Genomic DNA, 19,356 nt, shown 5'->3' with positions numbered 1-19,356 from the left:
CTAAGTCTGCATTTACCGCAATCGCACGGTTAGATGGCATTGTCCAAGGTGTGGTGGTCCAAATCACTGCAGATAATTTGCCATGGCCTTTGCCTACTGCGTTAAATTTCTCTTCAATTTCGACCGCACTTACCGCCGGGAAACGCACATAAATGGACGGAGAAACTTTGTCTTCGTATTCCACTTCTGCTTCCGCTAAAGAAGATCCACAATCCAAACACCAGTGCACCGGTTTTGAACCTTTGTATAAGTGGCCATTCGCAATCACTTTACCAAGGGTACGGATAATGTTTGCTTCGGTGTTGAAGTTCATCGTTAAATAAGGATTATCCCAATCACCTAACACGCCTAAACGGATAAAATCTTTTTTCTGACCTTCTACTTGCTCTGCGGCGTATTCACGACATTTTTGGCGGAATTCAGCCGCAGTGACTTTCTCATTGGGCTTACCGACAAGACCTTCTACTTTCAATTCGATTGGCAAACCATGGCAGTCCCAACCCGGAATATAAGGCGAGTCAAAACCTAATGCGGTTTTTGATTTCACGATAATATCTTTCAGAATTTTATTTACCGCATGGCCGATATGAATATTACCGTTCGCATACGGAGGGCCATCATGCAAAATAAAGGATTTTTTGCCTTTTGAAGCTTCACGAATTTTTTGGTAAAGATTTTTTTCATACCAGTTTTTTAACATCACAGGCTCGCGTTTGGCTAAATCGCCACGCATCGGGAAGCCCGTTTCAGGGAGATTAAGGGTATTTTTATAATCAGTCATGTTCTATTCCAGAGTTGTATAAAAGTAAAGTTGAGTTCTATAAAGTGCGGTCAGTTTTGAAAACGTTTTTCGCCGTTTCTACATCCTTCGCAATTTGTGCTTTTAAATCGTCAAAAGAGGGAAATTTCATTTCATTGCGGATTTTATGGCAGAGTTCGACATCCACCCATTGTCCATAAAGATCGCCTTGAAAATCAAATAAATGCGCTTCTAATAATTGATTCACACCATTGATGGTCGGGCGGGTGCCGATGTTCGCAACCCCATTAAAAAACGCGCCGGATTTTAACCGCACTTTGACGGCATACACGCCTTTGACCGGATTTACCTGACGATGCAAGCGAATATTCGCAGTCGGAAAGCCAATAGTGCGACCAAGCTGATTGCCGTGAATCACGCGCCCTAAAATGCGATAAGGACGTCCAAGTAATTTTTCCGCCAACGTTAAATCATCATTGGCTAACGCCTCGCGGATTGCTGTACTGCTGATTCGCAATGCATCCAAGCAAAAGCTTCGGCTGTCTTCTACGACAAAACCAAACTGTTCGCCGGCTTGTTGCAACAGGGCAAAATTGCCTTGGCGCTTGGCACCAAATTTAAAATCATCACCAATGCTTAAAAACTTCACATTTAATTTGCGCACCAGCCAATCTTCAATAAATTGTTGCGCGGGTAAATCGGCAAAAGTGCGGTCAAATTTTGCCACAATCACTATGTCCACGCCCGCCTGTTTGAGATAACGCAATTTATCGCGCAAACGCATTAAACGCGCAGGGGCATTTTCGGCACAGAAATACTCGCGTGGCTGCGGTTCAAACAACATTACCACCATGGGTAAATGCAACTCATCAGCTTTTGTCCGCAAATGACGCAAAATGGCTTGATGTCCCAAATGCACACCGTCAAAATTGCCTATCGTCAACGCGCAAGCGTGCAAATTTTGCGGTAAATTTCCCAAGCCACGAATCAGCTGCATTGTTAAATTTGTTCCATTTAATTTCAGTGAAAAAAGATTTCGGTATTATACGCATAAATTAAAGCGCCACAAAAGCTAATTTCATGCCGTATGTGCGCCCATTAAATCCCGTTTACGAATACCTAACAACACTAATATTCCACCATAAACCATTGCGGCTAAAACAATCAGCCAGGCGAGCCAATGTACACGGGTAAGAAAGCCCATGGCATTCCATTCGATTAAGCTTGGACTGTTATACCAAACCAACAATCCCATCATGGCGGCAGCGCACAAAACTTTCAGAAAAAACACCGCACTTTGACGGCTGAAATGATAGATATCCGCTTTCGCCAAACCGCGATAAAGCAGATAGGCGTTTAACGTTGCCGACATGGCAGACGCCATCGCCAAGCCTACGTAACTGAAAGGAATCGCTAATAAATTGAACGCCATGTTGCTCACCATGGCAATGATGCCGATTTTCACCGGCGTTTTAGTATCTTGGCGGGCGTAATAACCGTTCGCCAAAATCTTGATTAACATGAAGCTTAGAAGCCCTGCATTAAAGCCCCACAGGGAATAAGAGGCGGATTGCACATCGCTAAAGGTAAAGCTACCACGCATAAACAGCACGAGCAACATCGGTTGCGCCAACACGGCAATGCCGATCATGGCAGGCACGCCGAGCAATAAAATCATGCGAACGCCCCAGTCCATTGTGTTGCGAAAATCCACCGCGCTTTTGGCGTTATCGTCACGGTTCACATGGTGGCGGGCAAGGGTTGGCAAAATCACCGTAGAAATGGCGATACCGAACAACCCAAGAGGAAACTCTAACAAGCGGTCGGAATAATATAGCCAACTGATGGAGCCCGTCATTAAGAAACTGGCGATAAAGGTATCAAGGAGCAAGTTGATTTGGCTCACGGAAACACCGAATAAGGCGGGGATCATCAGCGTGCGGATTTTCTTCACGCCTTCGTCATGCCACGCCCATTTTGGCTTCACTAATAATTTGGCTTGATATAAGAAAGGCAGTTGAAACAGAAATTGTAATAACCCGCCGAGAAAGATCCCGATAGCCAAGCCTAAATCCGGATTTTCTAACTGCGGCGCCAGCCAAAGTGCGGTGGCAATCATGGCAATATTGAGCAACACCGGCGAGAACGACATCACGCCGAATTTGCCGATGATATTCAGAATTGCGCCGGACAGCGCAACAAAGGTCACGAACCATAAATAAGGAAAGGTGATTTTGAGCAACAACGAGGCTTGCGTGAATTTTTCCGCATTTGGCCCGCCATTCAACCAATCCACAAACCAACCTGTGCCGAAAATGGCCGCAACCACCGGCGAGCCGATCATCGCCAATAATGTAACGATCGTGACCAAACCGCCCAAGGTGCCCGACACCTTGCCGATAAATTCACGGGTTTTGGATAAATCACCGGATTTTTGATATTCCGCCAACACGGGGACAAACGCTTGTGAAAACGCCCCTTCGGCAAATAATCGACGGAGAAAATTAGGAATACGATTGGCGAACAAAAATACATCCGCCGCTGCGCCGGCACCGATTAAATTAGCAATCACCACATCGCGCACCAAGCCTAACACACGCGAAACAAGCGTCATCCCACTCACGATAATGCCGGATTTTAATAATCTTTTACTCAAAACGAATTACTCTGAATGATAAAATTTGCCTAATTGTATAGAAATTTCGTTTTTACGCTATATTCTAAGGGAAAAAACTGTTAAAATCCCGCGCACATCGTTTGGTGAGCCCATTTAGAAAGAGCTTGTTGAGTATAACGATGCCAACTTTCGGTTGTGTCTCACCGAAATCAACACAAAATTCCCGTTGACAAAAGTATAAGAAATCGGCATATTTACGCCCCTATTTTGTCACTATTAACTAACAGAAATTTTTAGGAGTTTGACCTTGGCTAATATCAAGTCAGCAAAAAAACGCGCGGTTCAATCTGAAAAACGCCGTCAACACAACGCAAGCCAACGCTCTATGATGCGTACTTACATCAAAAAAGTTTATGCGCAAGTCGCAGCGGGTGAGAAAGCAGCAGCTGAAGCAGCATTCGTTGAAATGCAAAAAGTTGTTGACCGTATGGCTTCTAAAGGCTTAATCCACGCTAACAAAGCAGCAAACCACAAATCTAAATTAGCTGCTCAAATCAAAAAATTAGCATAATTATTGCTTAACTAATAAACAGAAACCGCTCAAATGAGCGGTTTTTTGTTTTTGCGTATTTTAATTTTTCTTAAAGAGAAAAAACAATCATAAAAACGACCGCACTTCCCTATCTCAGTCGTCTCCGACGCTGATGAAACGCTTTGCTCATAGATTGCTTTGTTTTATTACTGGGTATAGGTGTTTTTTCCACAACATGAACATGCATACGGCTACGGCGATAGTGGCTAAGAAAATAATGTAGACTGCTAGCAAACAACACGCCCACTAAAAATATAATAATGATTTCGCCATATAAACGATGAAACATCTGATTAATTTTGCTTTTTGTCGATTGGGCATATTTGGCATCAAAGGTCACACGCAGAAAACCTTCTACACCGTTTGAAGAATAAATCGGTTCGACAATTTGTTGTGAATCCGTGTCTTTTTCTTCCGGTTTATCCAATCCCAATAAACTGCGCATATCCGACGAATTCGTACTTTTCGCCAATAATTCACCGTTACGCGCATACACTGCAGCATCCAGTACAAATTCCTCTTTGGTGAAATTATCCAAATTCTCAACTAACCGTTCTGTTTTCGCATTATTCACCAACAACATTGAAAATAGATTCGCTTGCTGGCGTGCCAATAAGTGAGAAATATTAGCGACCTGATTTACACTGGCCAGCTGTGATCCGATTTTAAATTGTTGTACGCCAAATAAAATGATCGCCATGATGCCTACACATAACAAAATGATGCCGAAAAACATCATTACCTTAATCATTTTTTCTTTTGTTAAATGCAAGTTATTTTCCCCAAAGTTTAATAAGTAAGCTAGAATACAGTGCTTTTAAAAACCGCCACAATTTACAGGATTTTTATGCAAACACAAAATCTTAACGCCATTATGGCGCATTTTTCTGAACTTCCTGCGCCATTCATTGCTGACAAACCCTATCATGCAGCACAGGCGTTTATTCTCTATTCCGACAACCTAAACCTCACAAAGTTACAGGCTTTTCAGCAAAAGTGCGGTGAAAATTTTTTGTGTTTTTCCGCGTGGAATGTGTTGCATGACACCGTGGTGTTGCTCAAAGGCGACTGGAAGGCCGAATGGATTGGCATTGCCCATGAATTAGCACTGGATATTGCGCCGCTAAACTTTCACGCCAGTTTGAGCCAAGCGGGATTGCTCGTGATGGACATGGACTCCACCGCCATTCAAATTGAATGTATCGATGAAATCGCCAAACTTGCCGGCACAGGTGACATGGTTTCCGCCATTACGGAACGTGCCATGCGTGGCGAGCTCGATTTTAGTCAAAGCCTGCGCCAACGGGTTGCTACCTTAAAAGATGCACCGGAAGGCATTTTGCAAGAGGTCAAACAACACTTACCGCTGATGCCGGGATTGGTGGAAACGGTCAAAGAACTCAAAAATCACGGCTGGAAAGTGGCGATTGCGTCCGGCGGCTTTACCTATTTTGCCGAAGTGTTACAACAAAAACTCGGCTTAGATTTTATTGCCGCCAATCAATTTGAAATTATTAACGGCAAACTTACAGGCAATGTACAAGGCACTATTGTGGATGCGAAATACAAAGCGCAAATCTTACAACAGTTGGCACAACAATTTAACATTGCCACTGAAAACACCGTTGCCATCGGCGATGGTGCCAACGATCTCGCCATGATGCAAGTTGCCGATGTCGGCGTGGCTTATCACGCCAAACCAAAAGTACAACAATTGGCGCAAGTTATCGTCAATTTCACCGATTTAACCGCACTTTTATGTATTTTAAGTGCAAACGACAAAATGAAATAAGGAGAAAACCATGCCATCATTCGACATTGTTTCCGAAATCAGCGGACACGAAATCCGCAACGCCGTGGAAAACGCCAACCGCGAACTGACTAACCGTTGGGATTTCCGCAACGTACAAGCCGCAATCGAATTTAACGAAAAAAACGAAACTATTAAAGTCAGCAGCGAATCGGATTTCCAAGTGGAGCAACTCATCGACATCTTACGTAACGCGTGTATTAAACGTAACATCGAATCCACTTCGTTAGATATTCCTGCCGACTATGAACACACCGGCAAAACGTACAGCAAAGAAATCAAGCTGAAACAAGGCATTGAAACCGACATGGCGAAAAAAATCACCAAGTTGATCAAAGATTCCAAAATCAAAGTCCAAAGCCAAATCCAAGGCGAGCAAGTCCGCGTTACCGGCAAATCGCGCGATGATTTACAAGCCGTGATTCAACTTGTCAAAACCGCCGAACTGGGACAACCATTCCAATTCAATAATTTCCGCGATTAAAAACGCGTTCAAAAACAACCGCACTTTAGATAATAAAGTGCGGTTTCCTCTTCCCTTCATTGAGAAAAAACTGACTTTCCGCTACAATACGCCACTATTTTTATTCACGTAAACAGACTATGTCAGAAATTAAGTTAATTGTTGGACTTGGCAATCCCGGCGATAAATACGCAGACACCCGCCACAATGCCGGAGAATGGTTAATTGATCGTTTAGCACGGCGGTTTAATGTCACATTAAATGCGGAAAATAAGTTTTTTGGGAATGTAGGAAAAACGCTGATGAACGGCAAAGAAATCCGTTTTTTGGTGCCGACAACCTTTATGAATTTAAGCGGCAAAGCAGTAGGCACATTGGCGAATTTTTATCGTATCAAACCCGAAGAAATTTTAGTCCTGCATGATGAATTAGATTTACCACCCGGCAGCGTTAAACTGAAATTAGGTGGCGGGCATGGCGGGCACAACGGTTTAAAAGATATTGTCGCCGCATTGGGCAATAACAACAATTTTTATCGTCTGCGCATTGGGATCGGTCACCCGGGACACCGTGATTTAGTAGCAGGTTATGTATTAAACAAACCGTCCCCCAGTGAGCGTGAAGCACTAGAAAAAGCCTTGGATGAAGCCGCAGATTGCGTGGAACTGCTTTTCAAAGACGGCATCGTCAAAGCCACTAATCGGCTGAATAGTTTTAAAATTTAACCGAGAAGTGCGGTCAAAAACACCGTCAATTTCAACCGCACTTTTCTTCACCAATAAGGAAAAATTATGGGATTCAAATGTGGTATCGTGGGCCTACCGAATGTGGGCAAATCCACACTTTTCAACGCCTTAACCAAAGCCGGCATTGAAGCGGCAAACTATCCGTTTTGCACCATCGAGCCAAATACCGGCGTAGTGCCAATGCCGGATCCGCGTTTAGACGCCTTAGCGGAAATCGTCAAACCTGAACGTGTATTGCCTACCACCATGGAATTCGTGGATATCGCAGGTTTGGTGGCCGGCGCGAGCAAAGGCGAAGGCTTGGGTAACAAATTCTTAGCCAACATCCGTGAAACGGACGCCATTGGCCATGTCGTACGTTGTTTTGAAAACGATGACATCGTACACGTGGCGGGCAAAATCGATCCGTTAAACGATATTGAAACCATCAACACCGAACTGGCGTTAGCTGATTTAGACAGCTGCGAACGTGCGATTCAACGTTTACAAAAACGCGCTAAAGGCGGCGATAAAGACGCGAAATTTGCACTTTCCGTGATGGAAAAAATCTTACCGATACTTTCTGAAGCAGGCATGATTCGCTCTGTGCCATTAGACAAAGACGAGTTATTGGCGATCAAAAGCTATAATTTCTTAACCTTAAAACCGACCATGTACATTGCCAACGTGAACGAAGACGGTTTTGAAAATAATCCTTATCTCGATAAAGTCCGCGAATTTGCCGAAAAAGAAGGCTCTGTCGTGGTGCCGGTGTGTGCCGCCATCGAAGCGGAAATCGCCGAACTGGATGATGATGAAAAACTCGAGTTCTTACAAGATCTCGGCATTGAAGAACCGGGCTTAAATCGTGTCATTCGTGCAGGCTACGCGCTTTTAAACTTACAAACTTACTTTACCGCCGGCGTAAAAGAAGTCCGCGCGTGGACGGTTTCCGTGGGCGCCACTGCACCAAAAGCAGCTGCCGTGATCCATACCGATTTTGAAAAAGGCTTTATCCGTGCCGAAGTCATTGCTTATGAGGATTTCATCCAATTTAAAGGTGAAAACGGCGCCAAAGATGTCGGCAAATGGCGTTTAGAAGGGAAAGATTACATCGTACAAGACGGTGATGTCATGCACTTCCGTTTCAACGTGTAAAACAGTCTAAAAATGAACCGCACTTTAAGATACTAAAGTGCGATTTTTTTATCTCTTTTTTAAGGAAGTTACATGTCGTCTTCAATTAAATATCGTGCTGAAATAGATGGACTTCGTGCCATTGCGGTAATTTCAGTGATCATCTATCACCTCAATGCAAATTGGCTACCGGGTGGTTTTCTTGGCGTAGATATTTTCTTTGTTATTTCCGGTTTTCTTATTACCGGCATCATCATTAATGAGATGAAAGAAAACCGTTTTTCTTTTAAAGATTTCTACACTCGCCGTATAAAGCGAATTTACCCAGCATTCATTGTGGTAATGGCCCTTGTGTCTTTCGTTGCTTCTGCATTATTTATCTATAATGATTTTAACCAACTCAGAAAGACCATTGAGCTTGCCGCTGTTTTTTCCTCTAACTTTTATTTAGGGTTTAAGCAAGGTTATTTTGACCTTAATGCGACAGAAAACCCTGTTTTACATATTTGGTCATTAGCCGTTGAGGAACAATACTACTTAATTTTCCCTTTATTTTTATTATTTGTATATAAAAAAGCCGGGAATTTAAAATCTATTTTTAAGTTTACACTAACACTCTTTGTCCTGTTGTTATTAACATCATTTATTCCTCACACTTTTTATAAAGATGTATTACATCAACCTAACATTTATTATCTTTCTAATTTACGCTTTCCAGAGTTGCTTATTGGATCTTTATTAGCCATTTATAATATTAATCCACCAGCAAATCGCACATTTAATAAAAAACTCATTGGTAATTTGAGTTTTTTATTATTGCTGGCTTGTTTTTATTTCTATCATAATAAATTAATCTTTATTCCTGGAATAAGTTTAGTTTTACCTTGTTTACTAGCTGCGCTTGTCATTTATACAACAACGCAAGATAGCATTGTAAAAAAACTGCTTTCCACAAAACCAATGGTATTTATTGGGAAAATATCTTATTCACTCTATTTATACCATTGGGTATTTATCTCTTTTGCTTACTATATTACAGGCACAAAACAAATAGATAATCAGCTCGTATTGTTAGTTACTGCTTTAACAGTACTTTTCTCTGTTCTGAGTTATTATCTGATTGAGCAACCAATTAGAAAATCAAAATTAAGTTTCAAACAGGCATTTTTATATCTCTATGTGATTCCTTCTGTTTTAGTGATTGGATATAACACCTATGAAAGAAAACAGATCAAAAATGAGAAAGAACAAATTGAGCAAGAAGTGCCATTAGCAGAGACGAATACGCACCTCCCTGCAAAAATCTTAACAATTGGCGATTCACATGCCGGCCATTTAGCTTATTTCTTAAATTATGTTGGTGCCCAAGAGGGCTGGAAGGCGGATATTCTAAATACAGGTCCAGATTGCCAAGTATTGGTAGATAAAAATGGAGAAGTGACACCAGAATGCCAATCACAATGGAATGAAATAGCCAAATACGATGCCGTTTTCATTTCTGAGTTTTATGATCTTCGAATGGAAGGCCAACCGGTTCCACGCTTTGAAGCAGAATCCTATTTAGTCCCTGACTTTGAAATCAGATTCAGAAAAATGGTGGAAAAACTCGCCGCAGTAAAACCTGTTTATGTTTTTGCCAATAACAGTTCGATTAACCGTTCCCCTATTCGAGGACATCTCCTCGCTAAATATGGGTTAGATAAATATCTTGAGCCGATTCGTAGAATGGGCGATATTGATGCAAGCAACCAAATCATTCATGATTTAATTAAAGATATCCCGAATGCACATTGGGTTGATGCACAACAATATCTACCTAAAGACAGTGTGATGGCGGAAGGAAAATATCTCTATGGAGATCAAGACCGTTTAACAAACTTTGGTGCTTACTATTTAGGGAAAGAATTCACCAAACACCAAAGATTGCTCTCCCCTGAGCAAGTTGAAAAATTATATAAATAGTTCGATCTTGTAAGTATTTGTCGAATCTACTCTGTTAACAAAAAGTGCGGTTTTTCTACCGCACTTTTTTATTACTGTTGTTCTTTATTCAGCAACAACCGTTCCGTTTCAAAATCATGATGCAGCGGTTCGATATCAGGCATTGTTTTGTTGGCTTTGGCAGAAAGTGCTTTAAAGCGCTCCACTTTGCCCATCAAGCCCTGCTGCCCCACGAGCGCCGTGACAGCACTATTGTAGTGCGAACTGACGGTGGAAAGGCTGTTGCCCACTTTCGCCAAACGCTCTGCAAGCAAGCAGATTTGGTTGTAAATGTCACCGGCTTTTTCGCTAATTTCACGCGCTTCCGCATTACCGCGTTCCACCCGCCATAGGTTCGCCACCGTGCGTAAAATCGGCATCAGCGTAGTGTATGACACCATAATGACGTTTTTGTCATAACCATAACCGAACAAGCTCGGATCCATTTTTAAGGCTTCAATGTAAGCCGATTCCACGGCAATAAACATCAACACGAAATTCGGGCTACGCACGCCGATAAGGTTGCTGTAATCTTTGCGGGATAAGTCGTCGATGTGATTACGCAACGCCTTAATGTGCTCGCGCAAAAACGCCTGACGCTCTATTTCATCTTCAGCACTGACCGCACTTTCATAAGCGTTAAGCGACATTTTGCTGTCGATAATCAAATGTTTCTCATCCGGAAGGTTAAGAATAAAGTCGGGATAATTGCGTTTGCCTTCTTCGTTTTTGAAATGCGCCTGTGCGGTGTAATGTTCATCTTCCACCAAGCCGGCAGATTGCAAAGCACGCTCCAATTGCATTTCCCCCCAGTTACCAAGGGTTTTCTTTTCCCCTTTCAGGGCGGATGTGAGATTGTTCGCTTGTTGCGACATACTCAAACCGATTTCCAACACTTTCTTAATTTCCGCTTCCAAGCCTGCGTTGCCCTTAAGGGATTCCGAGTGAATTTCATTCACCCGTTTTTGGAAACTCTCAATTTGCTCACGGAAAGGCTTTAACAAGCTATCCATGGACGCTTGGTTCGTTTGCTGAAAACGCTGGCTTTTCTCTTCTAAAATACGATTGGCGAGGTTTTGAAATTGCGTATTGAGTTGCTGTTTGGTTTGTTCAAAATGTTGTTGCTGCTCAGCAAAATGCTTTTCTTTTTCCGTTAACGTGGTTTTTAGTTCCGCCAATTCCTGCGAAAGTGCGGTGTGTTTTTCCGTTAAATTTGCCAGCGATTCTTCTTTGCGGGTAAGCTGCGCTTGGCTTTGTGCAAGTTGTCCGCGCAAGCTGTCCGCCTGTGCCGATGCCACACCAAAACGTTCTTTCAGCGTCGTTATTTGTTCTGCAATAGCGGAATGGCGCGCCTGTTCTTCGTTCAGTTCCGTTTGCAAATACTGTACTTTTTCATCCCGTTCGTTTAAGCGAATTTGTAGCCCATCCGCCGTGGTTTGTGCTTTCACCGCCTCTTGTTCTAATTGATTTTTACGGGCGGTAACGGCGTCAAATTTTTCTAATAAGCGATTAAAATCTTCAATGTTTTTATTTAAATCTTGTTGTAATTCCAAGCTATCCCGTTTCCGGCGGGCGCTGACAAAAAGCAAAATAAGGCAAAGCACACCCAATGCAATGCAAACGCCCAATAACACATTTAAATCAATATCCAATGCAAACATGTTCCCTCCTGATATTGGGCGTTAGTATAAAGGAAATCCGTGGCCTTTGCCGACCTTTTGCTTTTTCATTTCGTGAGTGGTAAAAGGCGCAAAACTTGCGGTAGAATGGCGCACGAACCGTTTTAATATTTGTCGAGAAAAATCACCGCACTTTTAGGGCATGCCATGAACCAACCTTTATTTCAGCCTACCAAACACGAGGAACACTGCCCGCAGTGCGGTGCGTTGTTGCAAATAAAACAAGGCAAAAAAGGGCTGTTTCTCGGGTGTTCTGCCTATCCGCAATGTGATTACTTAAAACCGTTACAGGCTTCCAACGAAGTAAAAACCCTTAAAATATTGGAACAAAACTGCCCTCAATGTGGCCATTTATTGGCGTTAAAACAAGGGCATTTCGGCATGTTTATCGGCTGCAGTAATTACCCCGAGTGTCATTTTGTGGTGCATGAGGAAGCAGAAGAGAAAACGGAAGAGTACGTACCTTGCCCGGAATGTAAAGAAGGGCAGTTAGTGGCGCGACGTGGACGTGCCGGCAAGCTATTTTACGCCTGCAACCGTTTTCCGCATTGTAAGTTTTCCGTGCCAACTAAACCTTATTTAGTGGACTGCCCGCAATGCCACGGCAATTTAGCCTTATTAAAAAAACAACAGGGCGAACAACGCACTTGGCAATGTGTGAATAAAACCTGCCGCCACATTTTTACGACCGAGTAACCTCATGAATTTACAAGAGATTGTTAACCATTTAAAAAATCAGCAAGTCGTCGCTTACCCTACCGAAGCGGTTTTTGGCTTAGGTTGTAATCCAAACAGCCAAAGTGCGGTGGAAAATTTACTGGTTTTAAAACAACGCCCGATGTCAAAAGGGCTCATTTTAATTGCGCCGAGCTTGGATTTTTTGTTGCCTTTTATAGATGAAAGCCGTTTGATGGAAGCACATTGGCAATGCTTAACCATGCAATATGATCGGCCAACGACATGGGTTGTCCCAGCAAAAACAACGACACCCCAATTTCTAACCGGCGATTTTGACAGTATTGCGGTGCGCATCAGCCAACACCCTGCCGTTAAGCTGTTATGCGAACAGGCAGGGGTTGCCCTCACCTCCACCAGCGCCAACTTAACCGGCCAGCCGCCTTGCCGTTCAGCACAAGAAGTGACACAACAATTCGGCACGAATTTCCCGGTGCTGGATATGCCTGTGGGCGGTGCAGTAAATCCGTCCGAAATTCGCGACATTTTCACCAATCAAGTTTTTCGTCAAGGATAAATCATGTTATATGCCGTTTGGGGCAACCCGATTGCGCAAAGCAAATCGCCGCAAATTCACCGCATTTTTGCCGAACAAACCGCACAAGATGTGCAATACGATGCCATGTTAGGCGATGAACAGGATTTTGAACGGCAATTATCGGCATTTTTTGCGCAGGGTGCAGCGGGATGTAATATCACCTCGCCTTTTAAAGAACGGGCGTTCAAGCTGGCAGATGCACACAGTGAGCGTTGTCTGATGGCGGAAGCCTGCAACGCGTTGAAAAAATTGGACGACGGCACGTTGTATGCAGACAATACGGACGGCGCAGGACTGGTGACAGATTTGCAACGGTTGAATTGGCTTAAGCCGAATCAAACCCTACTCATTTTAGGCGCAGGCGGTGCCACAAAAGGCGTATTGTTACCGCTTTTACATGCACAGCAAAACATTGTGATTGCCAACCGCACTTTAGCCAAAGCGCAACAATTAGCAGAGAAATTTTCGCCTTACGGCAATATTCGTGCCGTCGAACTGAGTCAACTTCCCACGCAATCCTTTGATGTGATTATTAACGCCACTTCATCAGGTTTACACGGCGGCACAGTGGCAATTAACGATGAGATTCTGCGCGTGGCAAAAGCGGTTTACGACATGCAATATGATCGACAAAAAGACACACCTTTTTTGGCACACTGTCGTGCGTTAGGCGTACAAAACCGAAGCGACGGTTTTGGGATGTTATTGGCGCAAGCTGCGCATTCATTTTATTTATGGCGCGGTGTAATGCCGAACATTGCGCCGTTGTTTGAGCAGTTATAAAAAAGCTATTGGCGTGTTTTCGCTTGTAGAATGCCATCCGTGATAATCAAAAGCATAGCAAGGATCAAGCAAATAAACAGCGGATAACTTTGTGCATCAATCTTTTCACCAATTAATAAGGAAATTCCCACCATCAGGCAAGGTTCTACATAACCAAGTAAGCCCAACAGATTCATCGGCAAATGATTACTGGCAAGAATGTACACATTGAGAGCCGTTCCACTAATCAAGCCTAGGAGCAGCAATAAGACCAAAATATGCGGATTGCTTTGTTGTACTTGGCTAATATCCACTTGCCACGCAAAATACGCACAAAATGGCAAAAGGGTTAACATTTCTAAGAAAAATGCTGCAAGATCGGTCATTTTCCACATTCGACGAAGCACAAAGTAAGTGGTATATCCCACGCAAATTACCAACGCTTCCCAAGAAATTTCCCCTTTTAAGGCGATGTTGGAAATGACCCCCACAGCAGCAATCAATACGGCTAAAAACTTAATGCGTGAAATCCGTTCTTTAAAAATAATTCGCGCAGCCGCCACCATCACTAAAGGCAACAATAAATAACCGAAAGAAACGCTCAACGAGCTACCATTATTAGGTGCCCATAAAAATAGCCACATTTGAAAGCCCATCAACGCACCGGTAAAGAGAAAAGCCAAGGCAAAGTGCGGTTGTCTTTGAATGCGTTTTAAATGGGCAATCAACGCCATTTTTTGTTTAAACAAAAATACGGCCGCCGCCACAAAAGGCAGGGTAAATACAATGCGATAACCGAAAATATCGGTACCACTCAACGGCAGCAACAGCGTAGAAAAATAATACATGTAGCCGAACAGCAGAGAAGCCAATAATGAAAACGCAACGCCTTTTAGCATAAAAACTCCTTAAATCTTGACCGCACTTTACGCTAATAACTGCCAAAATGCACGCACTAAAGGCTGCTCTAAGGCCGGTTTCAACGCGCAAACACCGAGTTCGAAAGGAGTAATCGGTTCCTCTAACTGCAAGGTTGAAATTTGGCTATTCAACGGACTGTTCTTAATCACCACATCCGGCAATAACGCTAAACCACAACCCAGTGCCACCATGGACACAATACCTTCATGCCCGGCCACGGTGCCATAGATTTTCGGGTGTTTAATGCCTTTTTGTTTAAACCATTCTTCAATCCGCTGCCGCGCCATACCATCCAACGGCAGAATAAAAGGAACTTGTTGCCAATTGATGGGATCTTGCTGCAATAACTGCGTTGCCGAACATGCCACACGAGGCGCAATCATCGACAACGCAATATCATCGATATAATGAAACGTCACCGCACTCGGTAATACCGGCGGTTTCCCCGCTAACGCCAAATCCACCTGCTGCGCCTGCACCAAATGTACCGCCTGCGCCGGATCGCCTGTGGTCAGTTGAATTTCCACTTTCGGATAATGCGCACGGAATTTCTCCAAAATCCCCGGCAAATGGCTATACGCTGCTGTCACCGAGCAATACAGTTTGAGCTCTCCGCTAAGCTCTTCCTCTTGCGTATGCAATTGCTGTTGAAACAGCATCCAATTCTGCCACTGCTGCTGTGCAAACGCCAAAAACACTTCCCCATTCGGTGTTAACAACACCTGACGATTATCCCGCCACAAAAGCTGTTGCCCCAGTTTCTCTTCGATTTTTTGAATTTGACGGGATAAGGTTGACGGCGACATGTGGTGCAACGCCGCCGTTTTGGCGAAGTTTTGGGTTTGGGTGAGGGTGATGAAGATTTTGAGATCGGTAAAAGTCATGTTTTTAATCTTAAGTTAGGTTTCATTCTCAATTTCATTGAGAATGACCTACTTTTCTTTGCTTGTGCAAAGCAAAGTAGGCAAAAGAAAACACACCCCAGCTTCACCGCTTATCTTCACTCACTTGCAATTTTCTTTACGAAAATTTTCGAACTCGCCGCCAGCGGCTCAAACAAACGAAAATTTCCTAAAAATTGCAAATCGCTCAGGCGGTTCAGATGGGGCCCCAATTTTATTTGAGCATTATTTAAAGTGTATTATGTCAATAAATTCAAAAGTGCGGTCATTTCTAAAAATGTTTTTTGAAATAAAAAATATCTAAAAATTCAACCGCACTTTTTTAAAAAACAAATTATTTCCTCCGTGTAAGACGCCCTTATGGAGATGCAATTTTTAGCTAAATTTCGCTTTGTTTGAGCGAAGCGAGTTCGAAATTTAGCGTGAAAAAAATTGCATTGGAATAAGGATAAGCGGCTTAGTCGGAGTGGCTTTTTCTTTGCCTTCTTTCTTTTGGGCAGGCAAAAGAAAGAAGGTCGCCATCGGCGAAACCGATTCCTCTAAATGCAGGTAATTGCAAAAACCGCAACACACAATCCCAATAATATCACTTTACGCAACACCCAAACACCCTATAATCACCCAAACCTAAACAAACACTCCCACACAAAAGGAAAACATCATGGCTAATTATTTCAATACCTTAAACTTACGCCAACAATTAGATCAATTAGGTCGTTGCCGTTTTATGGATCGCAGTGAGTTCGCAACGGAAGCGGATTTCTTGAAAGGCAAAAAAATCGTGATCGTCGGTTGTGGTGCGCAAGGGTTAAACCAAGGATTAAATATGCGTGATTCCGGTTTAGACATCAGCTACGCATTACGTCCGGAGGCGATCGCAGAAAAACGTGCTTCATTCCAACGTGCCAGTGAAAATGGCTTTAAAGTGGGCACTTATGAAGAACTGATTCCAACAGCCGATTTAGTCATTAACCTCACCCCGGACAAACAACACTCCAAAGTGGTTGCAGATGTCATGCCGTTAATGAAAAAAGGCGCGGCATTGGGCTATTCTCATGGCTTAAACATTGTTGAAGTAGGCGAACAAATCCGTCCTGACATCACTGTCGTAATGGTGGCACCAAAATGCCCGGGTACAGAAGTACGTGAAGAATACAAACGTGGTTTTGGCGTGCCGACGTTAATCGCCGTGCATCCTGAAAATGACCCGCAAGGCGAAGGTTTAGAAATTGCCAAAGCTTGGGCGGCGGCAACCGGAGGTCATCGTGCGGGTGTGTTGGAATCCTCTTTCGTGGCGGAAGTCAAATCCGACTTAATGGGAGAACAAACCATCCTTTGCGGTATGTTGCAAGCGGGTTCTCTCATTTGCTACGACAAATTAGTGGCTGACGGCAAAGATCCGGCCTATGCGGGCAAATTAGTGCAATACGGTTGGGAAACCATCACCGAAGCCTTAAAACAAGGCGGTATCACGTTGATGATGGATCGCTTATCCAACAGCGCAAAATTACGTGCGTTCGAGTTAGCGGAACAAATCAAAGAAGAATTGGCGTTCTTATTTGCCAAACACATGGACGATATCATCAGCGGTGAATTCTCCCGTGTGATGATGGAAGACTGGGCAAACGGTGATGTCAACCTATTAAAATGGCGTGAAGAAACCGGCAAAACCGCTTTTGAAAACGCACCGAAATATGAAGGCAAAATCAGCGAGCAAGAATATTTTGACCATGGCGTGTTAATGATTGCGATGGTGAAAGCCGGTGTAGAATTAGCATTCGATACCATGGTGGCCAGCGGCATTTACGAAGAATCCGCTTACTACGAGTCCTTACACGAATTGCCGTTAATCGCCAACACCATCGCACGTAAACGTTTATATGAAATGAATGTGGTAATTTCCGACACTGCAGAATACGGTAACTACTTATTCGCTAACGTTGCCGGTCCGATTATGCAAAAAGCATTGGTGCCGACCTTACGCAAAGGTGACATCGGTGAACCAACACCAATCGTGGAAATCGACAACATCACCTTACGCGATGTAAACGATGCAATCCGCAATCATCCGGTAGAATTAATTGGCCAAGAATTGCGTGGTTACATGAAAGATATGAAACGCGTGTCATTACAAGGTTAATTAAATATCATTATATTAAGCCGATTTTTAAATCGGCTTTTTTATATGAAAAATTAAGGAATCAGTATGAAAAACAATAAAAAATTTAACCGCACTTTTCAGCTAAGTTTGGTTGCAACAACACTAAGTTTAGCAAATTTGGGATGGGCAACGGATCTCACTTGTAATACAACAACAGGTTGTAAATATATTCAAGGACCCGGCAATACGTGGTATATCAACGATACTGCGACTCAACTCGCCGATGCTGTAAATGTCACCGTTGAAGCAGGAAATTACCAAAACAAAGCCAAAACAGAAAATGGTGCTATTACTAGCCCAGGTCGACCAAGTCAATTATCTGATGCTTTGTTTCATATTTTCGATACGACAAAACAAGATAATGTCATTACACTAAAATCAGGCGTTAAAGCAACGCTTAAAGAAGATTATACTTCCAGCCAATTAGTTCATGTCAATGGTGCAACAGCAAATTTAGAACAAGGTGTAAAACTCATCGTTGACAAAAACTATTCTCAAATTCACAACATTCCTGATGCTAATGGTCATTTTGATGGCAATGCTGCTATTGAAGCCCGTAATGCAACAATCAATACTCAAGCAGATATTGAACTCAACAATGACGGCTCAAATGCCATTGAATCGCAAGAAACATCTACCATTAACTCTTCTAACCATCAAATCACCATGAATGGTGAAAACAACGGGGCATACACGCTTTTCGGCAAAGATATTGTAAATATTAAAAACGTCACTATTACTGGAAATAAAGATTTACAATCTGTTTTTGATATTGGAAGTGATCACACTGAAGAACAAATCATCGATGCTAAAAAGTTAAACGCTACAGTAAACGATAAAAGTGTCTTCATGAACCTCCATGACAGCGGCACACAGACGGTTACCTTAAGGGATTCTAAGATTAAAGCCGGTTATGGATTGCATGCTGTACCGCTTGGGGACGAACATACCGTTACCCTGAACTTACATAACAGCGAATTAAATACCACTCGAGCACTTATTTCCATCAATGATCCGAATTTCCCAGTTGATGAGGAAGACGAGGAAGAAATTGATGCAAATGCAGCAGGCACGTTCCATTTGCACCTTAGTGCTGACAACAGCTCCAAACTGAGTGGCGCTATTATTGAAAACCCGCAAAAACCGGCAAAAACTGAAGTAAACGTCACATTAGCAAACAGTCAGTGGCGTTTTAATCAATCGAGTATTCTTCATCATTTGAATACGCAGAATTCAACGGTCAAATTTGAACCGACATCGGAATATAAAACGTTAACGATTAAAGGAGATCTCACTGGCTCCACCACCTTTGATCTCAATACCAATATCGCTGAAAACAAAGCCGATAAAATCATCGTGAAAGGAAAAGCGGAAGGTGATCATAACCTTAATGTGACGGATCACGGCGCGCATGTGGCAAACGGTAAAGTAACCTTAGTTGAAACCAATAGCGGCAATGCAAAATTTCACTTAGCGAATGCCAATGGTTATGTGGCGCTCGGTGCTTATAAATACTTTTTAACCCCTGAAGGAAAAAATTGGGTATTAGCGCACTCACAAAGCGCAGTCACACC

At 43.0% G+C, this 19,356-nt stretch carries 18 protein-coding genes; 11 read left to right on the top strand and 7 right to left on the bottom strand.

The features are described 5' to 3' along the window. From ACO5E4_RS09150 to murJ, 3 genes are all read right to left on the bottom strand, one after another. Window positions 1–781: class I tRNA ligase family protein (locus tag ACO5E4_RS09150; RefSeq protein WP_485862832.1), on the bottom strand; the 781-nt coding region annotated here is incomplete at its 3' end. Between the two features lie 37 nt (window positions 782–818). Next, window positions 819–1,757 (bottom strand): bifunctional riboflavin kinase/FAD synthetase, encoded by a 939-nt coding sequence (gene ribF, locus ACO5E4_RS09145; protein WP_485862831.1) that lies wholly within the window; start codon window positions 1,755–1,757, stop codon window positions 819–821. An 81-nt stretch (window positions 1,758–1,838) separates the two neighbouring features. Next, on the bottom strand, window positions 1,839–3,416 hold the full coding sequence (murJ, locus tag ACO5E4_RS09140) for a murein biosynthesis integral membrane protein MurJ (protein ID WP_485862830.1): 1,578 nt from the start codon (window positions 3,414–3,416) through the stop codon (window positions 1,839–1,841). A gap of 268 nt (window positions 3,417–3,684) precedes the next feature. Here murJ and rpsT point away from each other — a divergent pair, with 268 nt between their 5' ends. Next, window positions 3,685–3,948: a 30S ribosomal protein S20 gene (gene rpsT / locus ACO5E4_RS09135; protein ID WP_005548279.1), complete on the top strand. Its 264-nt coding sequence runs from the start codon at window positions 3,685–3,687 to the stop codon at window positions 3,946–3,948. A 109-nt stretch (window positions 3,949–4,057) separates the two neighbouring features. Here rpsT and ACO5E4_RS09130 read toward each other — a convergent pair whose 3' ends face one another. Next, complete coding sequence (locus tag ACO5E4_RS09130; RefSeq protein ID WP_485862829.1) at window positions 4,058–4,741, bottom strand: YtjB family periplasmic protein; 684 nt, start codon at window positions 4,739–4,741, stop codon at window positions 4,058–4,060. Between the two features lie 75 nt (window positions 4,742–4,816). On the opposite strand from ACO5E4_RS09130, the gene serB reads away from it, so the two are divergent. The 5 genes from serB to ACO5E4_RS09105 all read left to right on the top strand — a co-directional run bounded on the left by serB (window position 4,817) and on the right by ACO5E4_RS09105 (window position 10,066). After that, window positions 4,817–5,761, top strand: coding sequence for a phosphoserine phosphatase (serB, locus tag ACO5E4_RS09125; RefSeq protein WP_485862828.1), 945 nt, complete (start codon window positions 4,817–4,819; stop codon window positions 5,759–5,761). Between the two features lie 10 nt (window positions 5,762–5,771). Then, window positions 5,772–6,263 (top strand): YajQ family cyclic di-GMP-binding protein, encoded by a 492-nt coding sequence (locus tag ACO5E4_RS09120; protein ID WP_485862827.1) that lies wholly within the window; start codon window positions 5,772–5,774, stop codon window positions 6,261–6,263. Window positions 6,264–6,382: 119 nt separating this feature from the next. Further along, the gene (pth, locus tag ACO5E4_RS09115) at window positions 6,383–6,967 is read left to right on the top strand and encodes an aminoacyl-tRNA hydrolase (RefSeq protein ID WP_485862826.1); all 585 of its coding nucleotides are present in this window, start codon (window positions 6,383–6,385) and stop codon (window positions 6,965–6,967) included. A gap of 66 nt (window positions 6,968–7,033) precedes the next feature. After that, window positions 7,034–8,125: a redox-regulated ATPase YchF gene (ychF, locus tag ACO5E4_RS09110; RefSeq protein ID WP_485862825.1), complete on the top strand. Its 1,092-nt coding sequence runs from the start codon at window positions 7,034–7,036 to the stop codon at window positions 8,123–8,125. A gap of 72 nt (window positions 8,126–8,197) precedes the next feature. Beyond that, window positions 8,198–10,066 carry an acyltransferase family protein gene (locus ACO5E4_RS09105; protein ID WP_485862824.1) on the top strand — a complete coding sequence of 623 codons (1,869 nt, stop codon included), beginning with the start codon at window positions 8,198–8,200 and terminating at the stop codon, window positions 10,064–10,066. Between the two features lie 71 nt (window positions 10,067–10,137). Here the strand turns inward: ACO5E4_RS09105 and ACO5E4_RS09100 are convergent, their stop codons facing one another. Beyond that, complete coding sequence (locus ACO5E4_RS09100; protein ID WP_485862823.1) at window positions 10,138–11,745, bottom strand: DNA recombination protein RmuC; 1,608 nt, start codon at window positions 11,743–11,745, stop codon at window positions 10,138–10,140. Between the two features lie 165 nt (window positions 11,746–11,910). Here ACO5E4_RS09100 and ACO5E4_RS09095 point away from each other — a divergent pair, with 165 nt between their 5' ends. Genes ACO5E4_RS09095 through aroE form a run of 3 tightly spaced genes read left to right on the top strand, consistent with a single transcriptional unit; the run spans window position 11,911 to window position 13,819 of the window. Next, complete coding sequence (locus ACO5E4_RS09095) at window positions 11,911–12,459, top strand: DNA topoisomerase family protein (RefSeq protein ID WP_485862822.1); 549 nt, start codon at window positions 11,911–11,913, stop codon at window positions 12,457–12,459. A gap of 4 nt (window positions 12,460–12,463) precedes the next feature. After that, complete coding sequence (gene tsaC, locus ACO5E4_RS09090) at window positions 12,464–13,015, top strand: L-threonylcarbamoyladenylate synthase type 1 TsaC (RefSeq protein WP_485862821.1); 552 nt, start codon at window positions 12,464–12,466, stop codon at window positions 13,013–13,015. Between the two features lie 3 nt (window positions 13,016–13,018). After that, a complete protein-coding gene (aroE, locus tag ACO5E4_RS09085; RefSeq protein WP_485862820.1) occupies window positions 13,019–13,819 on the top strand; it encodes a shikimate dehydrogenase in 801 nt (266 codons plus the stop codon). A 5-nt stretch (window positions 13,820–13,824) separates the two neighbouring features. On the opposite strand, the gene rarD is transcribed toward aroE, so the two are convergent. Together rarD and ilvY are read right to left on the bottom strand one after the other, a co-directional pair. Further along, the gene (rarD, locus tag ACO5E4_RS09080; protein ID WP_485862819.1) at window positions 13,825–14,697 is read right to left on the bottom strand and encodes an EamA family transporter RarD; all 873 of its coding nucleotides are present in this window, start codon (window positions 14,695–14,697) and stop codon (window positions 13,825–13,827) included. 27 nt (window positions 14,698–14,724) lie between these two features. Next, window positions 14,725–15,603 (bottom strand): HTH-type transcriptional activator IlvY, encoded by an 879-nt coding sequence (gene ilvY, locus ACO5E4_RS09075; RefSeq protein WP_485862818.1) that lies wholly within the window; start codon window positions 15,601–15,603, stop codon window positions 14,725–14,727. Between the two features lie 679 nt (window positions 15,604–16,282). Here ilvY and ilvC point away from each other — a divergent pair. Both ilvC and ACO5E4_RS09065 read left to right on the top strand, forming a co-directional pair. Further along, window positions 16,283–17,761: a ketol-acid reductoisomerase gene (ilvC, locus tag ACO5E4_RS09070; protein WP_485862817.1), complete on the top strand. Its 1,479-nt coding sequence runs from the start codon at window positions 16,283–16,285 to the stop codon at window positions 17,759–17,761. 66 nt (window positions 17,762–17,827) lie between these two features. Further along, on the top strand, window positions 17,828–19,356 hold a 1,529-nt coding region (locus tag ACO5E4_RS09065; protein WP_485862816.1), incomplete at its 3' end, for a pertactin-like passenger domain-containing protein.

The organism is Aggregatibacter sp., assembly GCF_057314075.1.
Note: the sequence above shows the minus strand (reverse complement) of the source record. Positions and strands in the feature narration are given on the sequence as shown.